This window comes from Enterococcus sp. AZ071 (assembly GCF_050499065.1).
GTDB lineage: Bacteria > Bacillota > Bacilli > Lactobacillales > Enterococcaceae > Enterococcus_A > Enterococcus_A ferrettii.
In genome coordinates, this window is the sequence record NZ_JBIPAS010000001.1 from 1504165 (window position 1) to 1522084 (window position 17920).

At 37.2% G+C, this 17920-nt stretch carries 17 protein-coding genes, 1 tRNA gene and 1 pseudogene; 4 read left to right on the forward strand and 15 right to left on the reverse strand.

The genetic code is table 11. The annotated features are described in order from the left end of the window. Positions 1-16: 16 nt before the first annotated feature. From IGI49_RS07410 to map, 11 genes are all read right to left on the reverse strand, one after another. Entirely contained in the window at positions 17-2113 is a 2097-nt protein-coding gene (locus IGI49_RS07410) for a DUF7657 domain-containing protein (RefSeq protein WP_429963993.1), read from the reverse strand. Continuing rightward, on the reverse strand, positions 2085-2951 hold the full coding sequence (locus IGI49_RS07415; protein WP_429963994.1) for a glycosyltransferase: 867 nt from the start codon (positions 2949-2951) through the stop codon (positions 2085-2087). The genes IGI49_RS07410 and IGI49_RS07415 overlap by 29 nt, the downstream gene beginning before the upstream one ends. A gap of 21 nt (positions 2952-2972) precedes the next feature. Beyond that, positions 2973-3812 carry a dTDP-4-dehydrorhamnose reductase gene (gene rfbD / locus IGI49_RS07420; protein WP_429963995.1) on the reverse strand — a complete coding sequence of 280 codons (840 nt, stop codon included), beginning with the start codon at positions 3810-3812 and terminating at the stop codon, positions 2973-2975. A 50-nt stretch (positions 3813-3862) separates the two neighbouring features. Then, complete coding sequence (gene rfbB / locus IGI49_RS07425) at positions 3863-4891, reverse strand: dTDP-glucose 4,6-dehydratase (RefSeq protein WP_429963996.1); 1029 nt, start codon at positions 4889-4891, stop codon at positions 3863-3865. Between the two features lie 12 nt (positions 4892-4903). Further along, positions 4904-5485, reverse strand: a complete 582-nt coding sequence (gene rfbC / locus IGI49_RS07430; protein ID WP_429963997.1) for a dTDP-4-dehydrorhamnose 3,5-epimerase — start codon at positions 5483-5485, stop codon at positions 4904-4906. Continuing rightward, on the reverse strand, positions 5485-6357 hold the full coding sequence (gene rfbA, locus IGI49_RS07435) for a glucose-1-phosphate thymidylyltransferase RfbA (RefSeq protein ID WP_429963998.1): 873 nt from the start codon (positions 6355-6357) through the stop codon (positions 5485-5487). Before rfbA ends, rfbC begins: the two co-directional genes overlap by 1 nt. A gap of 72 nt (positions 6358-6429) precedes the next feature. Continuing rightward, on the reverse strand, positions 6430-7173 hold the full coding sequence (locus IGI49_RS07440; protein ID WP_429963999.1) for a glycosyltransferase family 2 protein: 744 nt from the start codon (positions 7171-7173) through the stop codon (positions 6430-6432). Positions 7174-7183: 10 nt separating this feature from the next. Next, positions 7184-7981 (reverse strand): glycosyltransferase, encoded by a 798-nt coding sequence (locus IGI49_RS07445; protein ID WP_429964000.1) that lies wholly within the window; start codon positions 7979-7981, stop codon positions 7184-7186. Between the two features lie 8 nt (positions 7982-7989). After that, positions 7990-9108, reverse strand: a complete 1119-nt coding sequence (locus IGI49_RS07450; RefSeq protein WP_429964001.1) for an MraY family glycosyltransferase — start codon at positions 9106-9108, stop codon at positions 7990-7992. Between the two features lie 79 nt (positions 9109-9187). Then, positions 9188-10114 (reverse strand): YihY/virulence factor BrkB family protein, encoded by a 927-nt coding sequence (locus IGI49_RS07455; protein WP_207705054.1) that lies wholly within the window; start codon positions 10112-10114, stop codon positions 9188-9190. 13 nt (positions 10115-10127) lie between these two features. Next, on the reverse strand, positions 10128-10892 hold the full coding sequence (map, locus tag IGI49_RS07460) for a type I methionyl aminopeptidase (protein WP_429964002.1): 765 nt from the start codon (positions 10890-10892) through the stop codon (positions 10128-10130). 145 nt (positions 10893-11037) lie between these two features. Between map and IGI49_RS07465 the strand changes: the two genes are divergently transcribed. Beyond that, positions 11038-11481, forward strand: coding sequence for a flavodoxin (locus IGI49_RS07465; RefSeq protein ID WP_429964003.1), 444 nt, complete (start codon positions 11038-11040; stop codon positions 11479-11481). An 87-nt stretch (positions 11482-11568) separates the two neighbouring features. Beyond that, on the forward strand, positions 11569-12810 hold the full coding sequence (locus tag IGI49_RS07470; protein WP_429964004.1) for an aminopeptidase: 1242 nt from the start codon (positions 11569-11571) through the stop codon (positions 12808-12810). A gap of 58 nt (positions 12811-12868) precedes the next feature. Here IGI49_RS07470 and IGI49_RS07475 read toward each other — a convergent pair. The 4 genes from IGI49_RS07475 to sfsA form a co-directional block, all read right to left on the reverse strand. Next, positions 12869-12942, reverse strand: a tRNA-Arg gene (locus IGI49_RS07475). 51 nt (positions 12943-12993) lie between these two features. After that, the gene (locus tag IGI49_RS07480) at positions 12994-14166 is read right to left on the reverse strand and encodes a DEAD/DEAH box helicase (RefSeq protein WP_429964005.1); all 1173 of its coding nucleotides are present in this window, start codon (positions 14164-14166) and stop codon (positions 12994-12996) included. A gap of 8 nt (positions 14167-14174) precedes the next feature. Next, entirely contained in the window at positions 14175-15176 is a 1002-nt protein-coding gene (locus IGI49_RS07485; protein ID WP_429964006.1) for a Gfo/Idh/MocA family protein, read from the reverse strand. Between the two features lie 15 nt (positions 15177-15191). Next, entirely contained in the window at positions 15192-15923 is a 732-nt protein-coding gene (gene sfsA / locus IGI49_RS07490) for a DNA/RNA nuclease SfsA (RefSeq protein WP_429964007.1), read from the reverse strand. A 106-nt stretch (positions 15924-16029) separates the two neighbouring features. Between sfsA and IGI49_RS07495 the strand changes: the two genes are divergently transcribed. Both IGI49_RS07495 and IGI49_RS07500 read left to right on the forward strand, forming a co-directional pair. Then, the gene (locus IGI49_RS07495) at positions 16030-16383 is read left to right on the forward strand and encodes a DUF4828 domain-containing protein (protein ID WP_207705047.1); all 354 of its coding nucleotides are present in this window, start codon (positions 16030-16032) and stop codon (positions 16381-16383) included. 74 nt (positions 16384-16457) lie between these two features. After that, positions 16458-17872 (forward strand): annotated as a pseudogene (locus IGI49_RS07500) (IS3 family transposase). Positions 17873-17920: the final 48 nt, after the last annotated feature.

Sequence of the window (17920 nt, forward strand, 5' to 3'; positions counted from 1 at the left end):
TCTCCTCTTAAATCTGCTATTGGTAGTAACTGTAAGGATTTACAGGTGAATTATTTTCAGCCGGGTTAGGTAAGATTGGATCTGGTTCAGAAGTAGCTGACGGGCCTCCTGTATTTGTAACTTCTGAATCTTCAGGGAAACTCACTTCAAAAATCTGCCATTTGCCTTTTTCTGGTCCGTAAATCCGAGTAAAATGGGCAAAATTAAATACATTGTAATCCTCTAAAGACCGTTTGCTAACTACATATTTGACACCAAGCTCTTTGATAGGATCGAAATTAATGTTCACCACAAAGGCATCTGGATTAGTTAGCGTAAACTTGGTATCCCCATTTGTAACATAAGCATCAATGTGGGAATATCGATTGTATATTTTTTCATTTTCTTTCTCCGGATCAATGTCTTTCCACATTTTAGCATCGGGGTAAAAACGAACAGTATTATAGGTCTTTACGCCCAATGCAGGCAAGAAATTGTATAAACGATTTTCGGCTATCCAAAGTTGTCCAGGATCCTCTTGATTCTGTTTCATTATGGCTTTAGCTAAAGTTTTTTCATAAATTGCTCCTGTTCCATGAACAACGGGATTAACAAAGAAACCACTAGCAATCGTACATAATAACATCAATGTAATAGCTATTTTCTTTTTTAAAGATAAAATAAACCAAATAATCAGCGCAATAACTAATGATGTTAGAATCAGGTCAAGTTGATTGAAATAGTCCATGATTGCAGAGTTATTCACAACAATATAAATGGATACTCCAGAAAAAAGGACAATAATTCCTCTCAACCAACGAGGCAGTCTTTTTTGTTCAAAAATAAAGCCTATAAACCAAATTGTTAGTAATAATGCTATAAAGTCAAATGTAAAAATAGCTCTAGTTGTTGGAACGTAAGACAAAAGTGTTAATTTTGCTAGACTTTCAGGCAGTCCGAAAACCATAAAAACTAACAAAAGTATTGAAGAGATCAGAATGTTTAAGCCTAAATAATTTTCTCTTCTTAATTCCTTTTTCATAAAAGCAATAAGCATGAACGGGACTACTAAAATATATAAGTTGAAGAACCCCGCTACTTCAGCCTCATTAGCTATATCAATACCATTAGAAAAAGGGGTTTTCCAGTTTGTTAGAAATAACAGCATTTGCCACAGTCCTAAGCCACCACCAGTTGATACGCGCCTACCAGGATAGAGAGTATTTATGGTAGCTTCCAATGCATCTTTGGACTCCTGATAAAAATGAAATAATACATAACCAATAAACAGTAATGCTCCTATAATTAAGATTATATCCAATTTATCCCAATCAATCCTTTTACGATAATGGATCAAAAGACCTATAAACCAGAATAAAATGAAGTAAGCTAAAACTACCTGATGGGCCGGATATAAAACTAAAACAAATCCAATCCCAAATATTACCACTAACAACATCATTAAACTTCGCAAAATCTTTTTATCATGATTAGCAAAATAATGATAAAAAGCAACCATTAAACCTAAAGTAAAGAAAATAAGGTCGCCTACATGTTGCATAAACCACCATTGAACAGCGGGAGAAAAAGTAATCATAAGTGAACCTAGTAAAGAAACGTACTTATTCTTTTTAGTCAAAATCATAGAGAGTTCAAAGCCCAAAAGAATCATGCAAATTATTTTAAAGCCCCAATAAAAAGAAAGTGCTTGATCTTTATCTAGAAAAAAGAACCCCCAATTAAAAGGCTTACCAATTTGTGTAATATCTTTTACAGGAGAATTATAGGCAATAATCATATTCTGACCAGATATCCCATAATTCTTATTTAGTACTGGAAAATTATCCTCAGCCTGAGATAAATAAAAAGGTGTCTGAACCATCCATTCATCAGAACGAATGGCTCGGCTTTGACCAAAAATTACATCTGACTTTTTTCCATCATCTCTTTGAGAAACAGTGTTGTCCCACTCACCAATTGAGCTGCCATTCAAGTTAAAAGCAACGATTAGAATAAGAAAAATTAGTCCAATTATATATCGAAATCGAACAATAAAGTTGACCACTTTTGTCTGGGGGCCTTCTTTTTTCTCTCTCACTCTTTCTCTACTTCTTTGTTGTAACCTTGTCTCCATTTTTTTCCCCCGAAATCATTTTGTACTGTGATAAGGTTTTTCCAGCATAGGGGAAAAGCCCTCTGAAAATTTGTTTCATACTGCGTAATAATAACTGCTTTTTGTACTCCGTAAACATTTCAGTCGCATAGTCCTTATAAAATCGACTTTCAGCATTTAATATTTGTTGATATCTTGCTGTATTCATACTGTTTCTGTAATCAAGAACTGATAACTGATGATGCAAAGCGCCTGATAAAATCTTTATTTGCTTTTTCTCTTGGAATATTCTCCAACAAAGCCAGTGGTCTAAATAGTCCATCGAGAAAGTTTCGTTGTAGCCACCAATTGCTTGTAAGAAATCTAGTGAAATCACAGCCGCTGAATTAATTACCATGACCTGATTATAATATATTTTTCCTCCCCTTGGCAGGAAGGTATGTAAGGGACGCAGTGTATTACTTTGTACGGGTGAAATTTGTTTCTCTTTATCATAGATAACTGGCGCAATAATCGCAATATTTTTATCTGCTTGATCGATCTCATCTGCAACGGCAGAAAAATAATCATTGGTCAAACTAGTATCTTGGTCTAAAGTAATTAACCAATGGCACCCCTTTGAAAGACTTTTCGGCCATACATAATTATAAGCCTTTGCTAACCCTTGATTTCCTTCAGCAAAATGATAAACAAACCGTTCATCTGTAAAAACGGGATTATCTTCCGATACACTATTATCAAACACAATAACTTGTCGTAATTCAGGCAATTCATTAGAGGTAAGGATTTGCTGCAGAGTTTGTATTGTTGGGGACTCAGATGCTTTTATTTGATACAACACAATGACAATATCATACAAATCCTTTTCCTCTTTTCTATTTTATTTTTCTAGCTTTAGAAAATGCTCTAGAGCTTCTTGCCAAGTAGGAATAGCAAAACCTAATTCTTTCGCTTTACTTAGATCCATAACTGAGTATTGTGGACGTTTTGCTTTCTGAGGATATTCTTCAGAAGTAACTGGCAAAACTTCTACATCCGTATCTTTTAGAATCTCTTTGGCAAACTCGAACCATGAACAACTATTTTCGTTAGATAAATGGTAAACACCAAATGGAGCTCCGTTTTCAATTACAAAAGTTATAAACTCAGCCAAAGTACGAGTCCAAGTTGGTCTACCATACTGGTCATTTACTACTGTCAGCTGTTTATGAGTTTCTGCTAACCGTTGCATTGTGTAAACAAAATTATGTCCGTAAATACCAAATACCCAAGAGGTACGGATAATGTAATAATCTTCCATAACTTCCTGAACGGCTTGCTCACCTAGCAGTTTTGTACGCCCGTACTCGCTTTGCGGATTAGTTGTATCATCCACTTGGTACATACCGTCTTTTCTTGTACCATCGAATACATAGTCAGTACTAATATACACTAATTTGGAACCTGCAGCTTTAGCTGCTTTAGCCACATTACGAGTGCCCTCTACATTGATTTTTTCATCTAGTTCTTTACCTTCATCTTCAGCTTTATCAACTGCTGTGTAGGCTGCACAATGATAAATTAATTCTGGCTTCAAGTCAGTTATATATTCCATAGTTTTCTCAGCATCTGTAATATCTAAAACATCTGCATCTGTTGAAATATAATCCCAACCTTTTTCATCTAACAGTTTTCTTAACTCAGTTCCTAATTGTCCGTTACCACCTGTTAATAAGATCATTGTGTATCTCTCCTTTTCTCAAAAAAAGGCAGGTTTCCCTGCCTATAGAATTATTGACCGTTTTTTGCATAATTGGCTTCAACAGCTTGTTTTTCTGCTTCCCACCAATCACGATTATCTTTATACCAACGAATAGTATCTGCCAATCCGTCACGGAAATTGGTGAATTCCGGTTTCCAGTCCAATTCTTGACGTAATTTTGTTGAATCAATCGCATAACGTAAGTCATGTCCGGGACGATCATTTACATGATCGTAAGCATCATTAGGCTGGTCCATCAACTCTAAAATTAATTCCATCACAGATTTATTATCCTCTTCACCATCAGCACCAATCAGATAGGTTTCACCAATTTTGCCTTTAGTTAAAATAGCCCAAACAGCAGAAGAATGATCATTTGTATGAATCCAATCCCTTACGTTTTTACCGTCACCATAGAGTTTAGGACGAATCCCACTCAAAACATTAGTGATCTGACGAGGAATAAATTTTTCAATGTGTTGATAAGGCCCATAGTTATTAGAACAATTAGAAATAGTTGCTTGTAAATTGAATGACCGAACCCATGCTTTCACTAACAAATCTGAGCCTGCCTTAGTTGAAGAATACGGGCTGGATGGATTATATGGAGTTTTATCCGTAAACTTCTCGCCCTCACCTTCACCGTGTCCAGGTAAATCTTCACGTAATGGCAAGTCGCCATAAACTTCATCAGTCGATACATGATGATAACGAACATCGTTTTTACGGCAAGCTTCAATCAAGGTATAGGTACCTATAATATTCGTCTGTACAAAAGGAAATGGATCCTTTAAAGAATTATCATTATGTGACTCAGCTGCATAGTGAACAACCGCATCTGTTTCTTGAACTAGTTCATTTACTAATTTGGCATCTGCGATATCTCCTACAACTAGTTTCACCTGTTCTTCAGGCAAACCCGCTAAATTTGCTCTATTGCCTGCGTAGGTTAATTTATCTAAAACAGTCACCTGGACCTCGGGGTGATGTTTTACAACATAATGAACAAAATTAGAACCGATAAATCCAGCTCCGCCAGTAACAATTATCTTTTTCATGTGGTTGTCTCCTTAGATTTCACCGTAAATAAACGGATTTTCTGCTTCAAATTCTTTTAATGTTGGATGCTTCTGATCTTTTTCTGAAGTAATTGCTTTGTCCAATGCCATGGGCCATTGAATGTTCAATTCAGGATCATTGAAAGCAATTCCGCCATCAGCATCAGCGTCGTAGTAATTGTCGCATTTGTACAGAAAATTTACATCTGGTGTTAATGTCATAAATCCATGAGCATATCCCTTAGGAACCAACAATTGACGATGATTGTATTCGGATAAAATATATCCTTCCCATTCTCCATAAGTAGGGCTCCCCTTACGAATATCTACAATAACATCTAGTACAGCGCCTGTTACTACGCGAATAAGTTTCGTCTGGGCGGACTTACCTTTTTGAAAATGCAGACCTCTCAACACACCTGGTTGAGTAGATAATGAATGATTATCTTGAATGAAATCAGCTTCAATTCCAGCTTCTTTAAAATTTTTTTCTGAGTAACTTTCAGTAAAAAAACCGCGATGGTCACCAAAAACAGCTGGTTCCACGATTTTTACATCTGTTAACTTAGTTTCAGTTACGACTAATTTTCCCATTAGGCTTCCTCTTTTGCTAAATGTAATAAATATTGTCCATATTGATTTTTCTTCAGTGGTTGTGCAAGTTCAACTAGTTGTTCCTTCGTTATATATCCCATACGGAAAGCAATCTCTTCCAGACAAGCAACTTTCAGATTTTGACGTTTCTCAATAGTTGAAATAAACGTTGAAGCTTCCAATAAGGATTCATGCGTCCCCGTATCTAGCCAAGCAAAGCCACGACTCATTACCTCAACAGAAAGTTTGTTACGTTTCAAATATTCTCTGTTTACATCAGTGATTTCTAACTCACCACGATCAGACGGCTTAATGTTTTTAGCGATTTCTACTACATCATTATCATAAAAGTAAAGTCCAGTTACAGCATATTTGGATTTTGGTTTTTCTGGTTTTTCTTCAATGGAAACAGCCTGCATATTCTCATCAAACTCCACCACTCCAAAACGTTCAGGATCATTTACATGATAACCAAATACGGTTGCTCCATCTTCTTTCGCCGCAGTACGTTGCAACATACGAGATAAGCCATCCCCATAATAAATATTATCCCCTAACACTAAGCAAACACTATCTTCACCAATAAACTCTTCGCCAATAATAAATGCTTGAGCCAATCCATCAGGACTTTCTTGGACAGCATACTCAATATGAATTCCTAATTCTTCACCGGTGCCAAATAAATTTTCAAAACGTGGTGTATCCTGAGGCGTTGAAATGATTAAGATTTCTTTAATCCCTGCCAACATTAAAGTTGACATTGGATAGTAGATCATCGGTTTGTCATAAACGGGCATTAGTTGCTTAGATGTTGCTTTAGTTAATGGATACAGACGAGTGCCGCTCCCGCCCGCTAAAATAATTCCTTTCATATTTACGCTCCTAACTTTATCTATACATACGTTATTCATTATACATGATGTCTTCCTAAAGGAGGAAGTACTTTACGCTTTTTTTTTATTTTCTCTTAGCCTTTTTCTAACCAACTGCCAAGCTTTCCAGCGCCAAATAAATTGCTGAACTTTCGAAGCAGTTGTTTTGATTTCAGTAGTGTTCAACCCATGTCTCCGATAGTACACCAATTTATTTGGTATAAAAGCTACACCTTTTGTGTGATCAGCAAGCAATCCAATCCACATATCATGCATCGGTACCTCCTTAGGAATCGGTAAGATTAAATCTTTCAGTTCTTTTCTGAAAGCCATCCCAGCGCCTATGTAGCTGCTACGAAGCAAATTATGCCAGAATCCCGGTTTTGTATGCCGCATTGCCTGATAAGAGGGAACTAAAATTTGAAAATCATTATCAACAATGATTAAGTCAGAAATAACTACGGTTACTTCTGGGTGTTCTTGAAAATAAGCTCTCACCACTTCTATTTTATTTGTCTGCCAGAGATCATCCTGATCGCACAAGAAAATTAGTTCCTTTTGTCCTAACCTAATAGCCTTTTCAAAATTCCCGATAACTCCAGGTTGCTCATTTTTGAAGAGTTGGATTCGTTGATCTTTTTTTTGGTAAGCTTGCAATAATTCCCAGGTACCATCTGTAGAAGAATTATCAGAAACAACTAGTTCATCATATTTACTTAGCTGTGGCAAGATACTATCTAGCTGTGCTTCGATAAAGGCTCTCCCATTGTATGTCGCCATACAAACAGAGACAGACAATCCATGTTTTTCGTGCATGTAATCCTCCTTAGAAAAATTGCCAACCCCATTTACTAAAATACTTTCTCATTGATTGCAGAAAGACTAGAAAAAGTTTCCGGCTTTTTACTGCCCCACGTTCGTATAAATGTATTACTTGAAATCTAGGCGTATACAAGATTTTATGTCCCGCAGCCTCCACCTTCTGGCAGAGATCGTTATCCTCAAAATACATGAAATAGCGTTCATCAAACCCCTCTACTGCTATAAACTTCAATACATCCACTACCATAAAACTACCGGAAATCATCCGAACATAACTGTCTTTCTCATCTGAAAGGTCTCGACATTCAAATTTAGCTAAGCGTTCATTAAACAATTTCTTCACGAAAGAAAAAGGGATGAAGCGCAACATATAATCAAAAACATCTAGTTTTTCACGGACTAAATACTGCGTAGAACCATCTTCATTTAAAATTTTAGGGGCTAATAACGCGACTTCTGGGTGTTCTTTTATTAAAGAAACCAAGCCAGTTAAAACATCCTGCTCTAAGATTATGTCGGGATTAAAAATGACTGCATACTCAGAAGGCTTGGGAAACAGATTAAAGTTATGACCAAAGCCAAAACCTTTGTTTTCTTTATGAAGAGTCACGTGAACAAATGGGTATTGCTGATAGTCCATTAATTTTTGCTGATACTTTGGATCGGAATGATTATCAAAAATCATAATGCGAACAGCTGGACTTTTACCTAATTTGTCAATTAATGTATCTAAACTTAAAAAAATTTTGTCACTATTGTATGTAACAATGCTAATAGTGACAATCTCTGTATTTTTATTCATCAGATAGCTCATTTCTTAAAATATTTCTTGAGGACTTGCGAACGATATTCTTTGTTTCCGAAAAAACGAAAAGTCTTAGTAATAAAGCTGTACTTTTCACTGATTAATCCGATAAGTTCTAGTAGAAAGGTCAAAGCAAATCCCATAGCAATGATTAATACAATCGTTCCAATCCGACTAGTATAATTAATCAACAAAGCAGTAAACGAAAAAAGTGTCGCTATGGCATATATTGTTAACACAGCTCCGCGGTGACCAAACCCTAAATTCATTAACCGATGATGCAGATGCTGCTTATCAGCAGCAGAGATTGGTAACTTCTTTGCTTTACGTCGAACCATAGCAAAAAAAGTATCTGTTACCGGTACCCCTAAAATAATCAAAGGCGTAACCAAAGTAATAAATGTAACATTTTTAAGTCCTTGCAAAGATAATACAGCTATCATAAAACCTAGAAAGAGCGCCCCGGTATCTCCCAAATATATTTTTGCTGGATGAAAATTGTAAGGAAAAAAGCCCATAATACTAGCAACCAAACAAAAAATAGTCAGAGAAATATAGGTGGTGGAAGCATGAAGGAAGAAATAACCGATTACACCGATTGTTGTTAAACCGATAATGGAAACTCCTGCAGCCAAACCATCCAAACCATCAATCAAATTCACTGCATTTGTAATACCAAAAATCCAAAATATAGTTGCTGGCAAGCTGAGCCATCCAAGATCCACATGACCAATTACTGGAATAGTCAAAAAGCTGAAATGAATATCCGAGCCAAAATAAATAACCAAAGCCGCAATTAAAATCCCTAAACTCTTTTGTTTCGGATTCAACTCAAATTTATCATCTAATACACCAGTGATAACAATCACTGTTCCACCTATCAAAATAGGTAATAAATATGTATGTGGAATAACATGCCGAAAGAAAAAAAGTGTAGAGAAGGCAAAAGTAATGAATATAGGTAAACCACCTGCACTTGGCATGGGTACCCGATTGATTCGTCGTGCGTTTGGTTTATCAACCATCCCCGTTTGAACAGAAATAATTTTGAAAATAGGTGTTAAAACAACTGCCATTAAAAACGTCAGAAAATACTTGATAATCAATCCAAACGAAACTATCATTTTGCCATCCCACCTTTCTCAAAAAATATTATATCGAATTTCTTCTGCTTTACAACCATCTAAACAAAGGTTACCCAAGTTATTGGTCAGATTTATCACTTTTTGATGACTTTTTTTGGAAAAATTTTAAAAGCTTGTTAATCCTATTGCTTCCCTCACGAACCTCACGACCAGTGTGAAGTTCTTCAAGAGTAACATTAATGATTCCGCCAAAGATGACAATTGTTGCTGCAAAATTAAGCCACAACATTAGTACAATGAAACTCCCGATAATTTGATAACCGGAAATACTTCTAGCAAAAGTACTCGCATACAAACCAAACCCCTGTGCCAAAACCATCCAGCCCAAAGTAGCAAAAAAGGTACCAGGAAGTGTATATTTCCATCGAATGCGGGCATTGGGAATTACCATATAAATTGCACTTAAAATGATAAGCAAACCTAACAAAGTAACCGGCCAGCGTAGTCGAGTAAAAATATCAATATACGTGGTTGAAAAACCTAGCAAGGGTTGCAAGCTGTCCATAATCAGTTGCCCCACACTAAAGAATAAAGCAATAGCAATCACTGCCATCAATAAGACGCCTACCATTCCTACGGAAACGATTCGACTAATGACAAAATTCCCTCGATCTTCTACACCATATGCACGATTTAAGGCAGTTTGCAAGGCGTTAACCCCTTTACTGGAAGACCAGATTGCCGCTAACACAGAAATAGACAATAAGCTCCCAGAGTTATTAGAAAGCAAACTTTCGATCGCCGGTTTTAAAAATTCATAAATTTCTTTAGGAATAATCTCTCGAACATAAGGTAAAACCGTTTCGGGAGTAACACTCAAATAAGGAAGCAAATTTCCGATAACAATAAGTAGTGGAAAAAAAGATAGCAATAAATAATAGGCGACTACAACAGAGCGGTCGCCTATTTCAGTTTCTTTCACGTGGGTTTGGATAGATTCAATCAGACGCATCAATTTTTCATTGCTTTTTATTTTTTCTAGCATAGTGTTTCCTTTTCTAATAAGTTCCTTCTTCCCCTTGAGAAGTTAGTAATTTAGGTCCTTCTTTTGTAATCGCTAAGGTATGTTCATATTGGCAGCTCCAACCACCATCACGAGTATACGCGGTCCAACCATTCGGATCCATTTTCATTTGCCAATCACCTGTGTTGATCATTGGTTCGATTGTAATAACCATACCTTCCCTTAAGCGAAGACCTTTGCCAGCTTCACCATAGTGAGGAATTGCAGGTTCTTCATGGATAGTTGGTCCAATACCATGACCAACAAAATCGCGTACGACCGAAAACCCTTCACCTTCTGCATATGTTTGGATAGCGTGCCCAATGTCACCTATGCGATTACCCACCTGAGCCTGTTCGATACCAATATACAAAGACTTTTTAGTAACTTCCATCAATCGTTGAATTTCAGGAGAAGCCTCACCAACAGCGTAAGACCAGCAAGAGTCGGACATTGCACCTTTGTATTCTACACACATGTCTACCTTGATCAGATCACCATTTTTCAAAGGCTTCTTTCGAGGAAAACCGTGACAAATTTCATCATTAATACTGCAACAAGTCGCATATTTATATCCTTCAAAACCAATTTGAGCGGCCTTGCCACCATGACTTTCAATAAACTTCCGAACAAAAACTTCAATATCCCAGCTAGAAATACCTGGTTTAATAAATGTACGTAAATGTCGATGAACATCCGCTAACAATTCGCCTGACTCGTTCATCATTTCAATTTCTCTCGGTGATTTTAATGTAATCATGTTCTCGTCTCCTTTTTCATCCTTTCCATTTTAACATAACCCTATTAAGCGAACAAATGCTTAACAAATCCATAAAAGAAGCATTTCCTTTTTCATAGACTTTTGGTATAATCAGCCCACATATAATTTCAAGGAGGAATTGTTTTTGACACTAGCAAAAATTGTTTACGCAAGCATGACTGGAAATACAGAAGAAATTGCCGATATCGTATCTGAAGCTTTTGAGAACTTGAATGTTGAAGTAGAAATTGACGAATGCACCCAAGTTGATGCAGAAGATTTTGAAGCTGCTGATATATGTATTGTCGCTACCTACACATATGGCGAAGGCGATTTACCTGATGAGATTGTTGATTTTTATGACGAATTGCAAGAGTTAGATTTATCTGGTAAAGTTTACGGCGTTTGCGGCTCGGGAGACACGTTTTATGAACAATATTGTAAATCTGTAGATGATTTTGATAGCGCATTTGCCAAGGTTGGTGCTTCAAAAGGCGCTGAGAATGTAAAAGTTGAAATGGCCGCAGAAGAAGAGGACATTGAAAACTTAGAAGCATTCGCTAAAAAATTAGTTGAAGCTGCTTCGTAATTTCCAAGGGATCTTTCGATAAGGAAGATTCCTTTTTTGTATGAAAAAGAAATGCTATGATAACTTTAAAGGAATGGAGGAATAAAAATGGTATTACCGAACTTCTTAGACAATTTAAAAAAATATGCACGATTAATCGCTGAGGTTGGAATTAATACACAACAGGGTGACACAGTAGTTGTATATGCTAGCGTTGATCAAGCACCATTGGCACGTCTCGTAACCACCCATGCTTATCAGTTGGGAGCAGATCAGGTCATTGTTCAATGGAATGACGATTTTATTCAACGTGAGTTTTTAATGAATGCCGCAGAGGATCACCTTTCAACCATTCCAGAGTATAAAAAAGCGGAAGCGGAGGATTATTCTAAAAAGCGTGTTAGCCGGGTTAGTATTGTTTCTTCTGATCCAGATGCTTTGCTGGGGGTTGACACAAACCGGGTTGCGACGTATCAACAGGCACGTGGAAAAGCATTGAAATCGGTTATGCAGGCTACTCAAGCGAATAAATTGCGATGGACGGTCGTAGCAGCAGCGAGTCCTGCTTGGGCAGAAAAAGTTTTTCCAAAGCTTGACACGGCCGAAGAGCAGCTTGACGCTTTATGGAATGAAATTTTCAAAACTACTCGTATTTATAATGATGATCCCATTAAGGCTTGGCGTAAACACGATAATAACATGCGAGCACAGGCGGAAAAATTAAATAAGGAGCAATTTTCTGCACTTCATTATACTGCTCCAGGAACAGATTTATTAATTGGTCTGCCCAAAAATCATATTTGGGAAGGCGCTGGTAGTTTTGCAGCTGATGGCAACGAGTTCATGGCAAATATGCCTACAGAAGAAGTGTTCACTGCTCCTGATCGAAATCGTGTAGATGGCTACATTACAAGTACAAAACCATTGAGCTATGCTGGAACCACTTTATTAGATATGAAATTTACTTTTAAAGATGGCCAGGTCGTTGATTTCTCTGCGAGAGAAGGCCAAGAAGTATTAGCCTCTTTACTTGATATTGATGAGGGTGCCAAACATTTAGGAGAAGTAGCTTTGGTTCCTGATCCATCACCTATTTCTCAATCAGGGATTACATTTTATAATACATTATTTGATGAAAATGCTTCAAACCATTTAGCTTTAGGAGCAGCTTATCCATTTAGCGTTGAAGGCGGCACCGAAATGTCTGAAGAAGAACTAACACAAGTTGGCTTAAACAACAGTCAAACTCATGTGGACTTTATGGTTGGCTCAAATAAGATGTCAATTGATGGTATTCGTGAGGACGGGAACCGGGTTCCAGTATTTAGAGATGGCGATTGGGCGCAGTAGTATTTGATACAAAAAGAAAATAACCCCTTTTAGATCAACTCTAACAGAGATTATTTAACGTCCTTGACTGGGTTCGAACCAGCGACCTATCGCTTAGGAGGCGATTGCTCTATCCTGCTGAGCTACAAGGACATACTATTACATTTTAGCGATTTAATGAGCGTTACGCAAGGAAAAAAGGCACTATTTGCGCCTTTTTACTTTGCTTTTTTTCTTTTTATTTTTTATTTCGGTTTTTTCAGGTTTTTCTGTAGTCAGCATTCCACCATAAAGATAAACTTCCTCTAAAGTGATTCCTAATTTCTTAGCTATCTTCTTAGCTCCCGCTAACTCTTGGGTGGTAACAAAAGAAATGACAATTCCCTCATTCCCCATTCGACCAACACGCCCTGCTCGATGAAGGTAGCTCTCTTCTGTTTTCGGAAAATCTACATTTACAACAAAAGGCATGGCCTCAATATCCAACCCGCGACTGGCAATATCAGTAGTTAATAAGCCTACTAGCTGATGTTTTTTTAACTTATCAATTGCCTGTTTACGCAACTGTTTGTTTTGATCAGATGCCAAACTGGCTACTGGAAGTTTGTGAAATAAAAGTTTTTGCTCCGCAGCGCCTAGATCATTTAATTGATTGAAGAATAGTAATCCCCAAAATGCCGGAAGATTTAATAAACGGCGCAAGCTGTCTACTTTTTTTCGTTCGCTGATTTCTAGATAAAAGTGAGTAACTTCTCCTTGGCTTTTATCAGTTTTACTGACGTCTACAACAACTAAGTCGTTATCAATTTGTTGAATTTCAGAAAGAACCTTGTCAGCCGTTGCTGAGAAATACAGTCGCTGAACAGTTTGGGGTATGCTCTTTAATATCCGTTGAATAAGCTGTAAGTTTTGTCCTTGAATTAGCTGATCCACTTCATCGAATACAACTGTTTTAAGCTGATGACTTTTCAACTTTTTACTAGTCATTAGTTCCATAACTCGTCCTGGTGTACCAATTATTACTTCTGGCTTTTTCTTTAGTCCATCCTGTTGTCTCTTGATATTGGCTCCACCAATTAATGGCAGGACTTGCAAATCTGAGCCCTTAAGCCATACTCGAGTTACCTCTACTACCTGCATCGCCAATTCCTGTGAAGAAGTTAGAATTAACAGCTGATTTGCTTCTTTAGGTTTTAATTTATTTAGCAGTGGTAACAGGTACGCCAAAGTTTTTCCACTTCCAGTTGGAGCTACACCAACTAAATTTTTCCCGTCAGTAATAGGCTCATACACTTCCGATTGAATTAAGGACGGTGTAGAAAAACCTGCAGCTTCCCAATTTTTTTGCAAAAAAGTTACTAGTTGTTGATTACTCATAAAATCCTCTACTTTTCATCGGCATCAAAAACGATACCTGCACTTTTTCTCATGTCATATAATACTTGATTTACGTTACGCGCCAACTCTACCCATTCTTCATAGAGCAAGCCTAAATCACGATCTTCTGGATTCAATAAAACTTGCGCAAATATCTCTGCTTCTTCAACCATTGGATTTTCTAATTGTTGCACCGTTAGCTTTTCTCGATTCTTGTGATTCCGATCATGAAAAACGGCTTCATCAATTGAATTAATCGCATTCATTTCAAGGGTTCCATTATCCAAGTAAATTTCAGCTTTCTGATAGCTGTCGTTAATTTTGCCAGTACGGATAGACACATCAAAATTGTCATAACGCAGGACACCAATACCTAGTCCATCAACTCCAGTTGAAATCAGATTGCCAAAATAATGGCTTTCTTTAGGCATCCCAAACCAGGCCAAAGCTGCATAGATAGGATATACCCCCAAATCAACTAACGCTCCTCCAGAAAAATGAGGTGAAAAAATATTTGGTTCTTCCCCATCTAATACAAGGTCATATCGTGAAGAATATTTAGCAAAGCTGAAATCAGCTCCTAAAATACGATCTTTTAAAGGTAAGAAGTCCGCAACTGTTTTAAATGCTTTCTCGTGAATGTTTCTAGCTGCCTCAAAGAAAAATACCCGTTTCTCATTAGCAAGTTTAATAATTTCATCCATTTCTTTTGGCGTCGAAAATGCCGGTTTTTCAACAATTACATTTTTGCCAGCTAAAATAGCCATTTTAGTTTGCTCGAAATGCAAGCTATTAGGTGAGGCAATATAAATGGTATCGAGATGCGCTATGTTGAAGAATATTGGAAGATCCACTGCATACTCCACATCTCCATAACGCCCACCAAATTCTTGTGCTGTTTCTAATCTTCGAGAATAAACCGCTGCTAATTGATATTTACCAGTATCTAAAGCTGCCTCTACAAATTGATGTGTAATCCAATTCGTTCCGATAATTCCTAAATTGATCATGTTCATTTCCACCTTTCACAGATTAGGATCGATAAACGCTTGAGTTAAATCAAAAGAAATCTCCCCTAGCAACTCAATCGTTGATTCATCTACTTCACAATTATACGCTAAAATAGTCACGCCGTCTTGCTCTGCTTTTTTAACAGCTTGAAAAAAATCTTGCTGCATAGTTCGATGAATAGTAGCAGCTTTAATTTTAGAAAACTGCACAATAAATAATAAATAGCTGTGATAACCTTCAAATACTGCTTCAGTTAATTCCAAAACATGCTTCTTTCCTCTGATAGTAGGTGCATCAGGAAAGGCACCAATTCCATGGTTTTCCAAAGTCATCCCTTTTACTTCCACAAATCCCTTCTCCCCCACATCAGTCTCAAAATAGATATCGAACTTTGAATGACCATATTGATATTCTCTTTTTAGAAAAGATAATTGACCTCTTAGATGAGGCAGGATAATGTTTCCTTGTAACAGTCCGTTCGCTGCCAAAGTATTAGGGATTTGTGAATCTATATTAATCCACATATCTCCTTTTTTTACAGCGATCAGGTCGTAATCGGTTTTTCGTTTAGGAGAGGGTTGGTAATTAAGCGACACTAACGCCTCAGGTAACAGAATCTCTTTTCCTCTTCCCGTATTTTTTACATGAGCTACTACTATTTCACCAGTCTTTAATAACCGACAATGAGCGATAAATCGATTTGGTCGTTCTAAAAAATACGCGAGCTGAACATTTGTATACTGCATCTTTATCAAAATCCTTTAAAATTATTAAATAGTACTTAAGTCCGATAGTCATCAGACATTCTTTATTATATAGTAAAATGAAAGATTGTAGGGAAGGAGCTTTTTGATGAAAAGAAAATGGCATGTTTTTGTAGGCGCCTCCGTAATTGCTGGGGCTCTTGGATTGTTCTTGCGTAAAGAGGAGGCTTTGTCAGAAGATCCTGGTCCACTTTATGTCGGCTCTTGGTCGTTCTTTCATCCAAAAGAAGCCAAAAACCACGTGCTCACTATTTATCCCGATTTGTCCATTATGATTGATGGAAAAGAAATTGTCTACCAATTAATAGAGCTGACTAAAAATAAACTCACAATTCAAGATCAATTCGGCTATCATCTAATCATAAAAACTGAAAACGGCATCCCCACTACTCTATACGATGAAGCGGACGATGCTTCATTGCCAATAACACCCGCCAATTAAAAAAAGTCTGCTGCACCATGTACCGACCCCCAAAAGTTAGACCAAAAATCTAACTTCTGGAGGTCGGTATTTTTATGGCTAAATATAGTCTAGAACTAAAGTTAAAGATCATTCATGAGTATTTAGAAGGGAAAGGAGGGTATGGATATCTGGCAAAGAAATACGCAGTAAAGAATGAGATACAAGTGAGGCGTTGGGTAAATTCTTATCGAGAATTTGGTGAAGAAGGACTCTTTAGAAAACGGCAAAATCAAAATTATTCTGTTCAATTCAAGATGGATGCGATAGAGTTATATCAAACAACTGAGTTGTCCTATCGCGAAGTGGCGAATCATTTAGGGATGAATAATCCTGCTTTGATTGCCAACTGGATGAGAATGTTTCGTGCAGAAGGAATGAGTGGACTCTCAAAAACGAAAGGACGTCCACCTATTTTGCCTAAGAAAAAAGAAGAGAAGAAAACAAAGAAAGAAACACCGGAAGAACGCGATCGCATCAAGGAATTGGAAAAACAAGTGCGTTCCCTTCAGATCGAGAATGCCTTTTTAAAAGAATTGAGGAAGCTGCGAAAACTGGAAGCCCAACAAAGACGAAAGAATCAATCGCACGAATCATCGACAGCCTCCGAGGATCATTCAAATTAGTTGAGCTTCTTGAATCTTTGAAATTTCCTAAATCAACCTTTATGTATTGGCAAAAACGGTTTGATCGAAAAAATCCAGATCAGGAAATCGAAAAGGAAATGCTTCTAATAAGAGAAAAGCATACGAATTATGGCTGCTTACGTATGACAAAAGAATTGCGAAATCGGGGATTCCTTGTAAATAAGAAGAAGGTTCAACGGTTGATTCGAAAGCTGGAAATTGAAGTCCGATCATTTACGAGGAAATCCCGCCGCTATAACTCTTATCGTGGAAAAATCGGTACGATTGCGAAGCATCGAATTCATCGACGCTTTTACACAAGTATCTGCCATCAAAAGATTACAACAGATACGACAGAGCTAAAATATTTTGAACCGGACAAATCCGGTATCATTCGTGAAAAGAAGCTATATCTTGATCCTTTTTTAGATATGTTCAACAGTGAGATTATTTCTTATCGCATTTCAGAGAAACCGAACGCATCGGCAATCATGGAAGCTTTAGAGGAAGCGATCCAAGCAACAAATGACTGCCTCTATCGACGAACCTTTCACTCCGATCAAGGCTGGGCCTATCAAATGAAAGCTTATAATCATACGTTGAAAAAACATAAGATCTTCCAAAGTATGTCTCGTAAAGGTACCTGCTTGGATAATTCGATCATGGAGAATTTCTTCAGCCTGTTGAAGCAGGAAATCTATCACGGAAGAGAATATCATAGCTTTGAGGAATTGAAACAAGCAATTGATGACTATATTCAATACTACAATCATGAGCGTATGAAGAGAAAACTAAACTGGCAGAGTCCAGTACAATTTAGAGAAGCGGCATTAAAAGTTGCCTAAAATCATCAATAAAAGGACAGAAAAATGGAGTGGATTTCTCCACTCCGA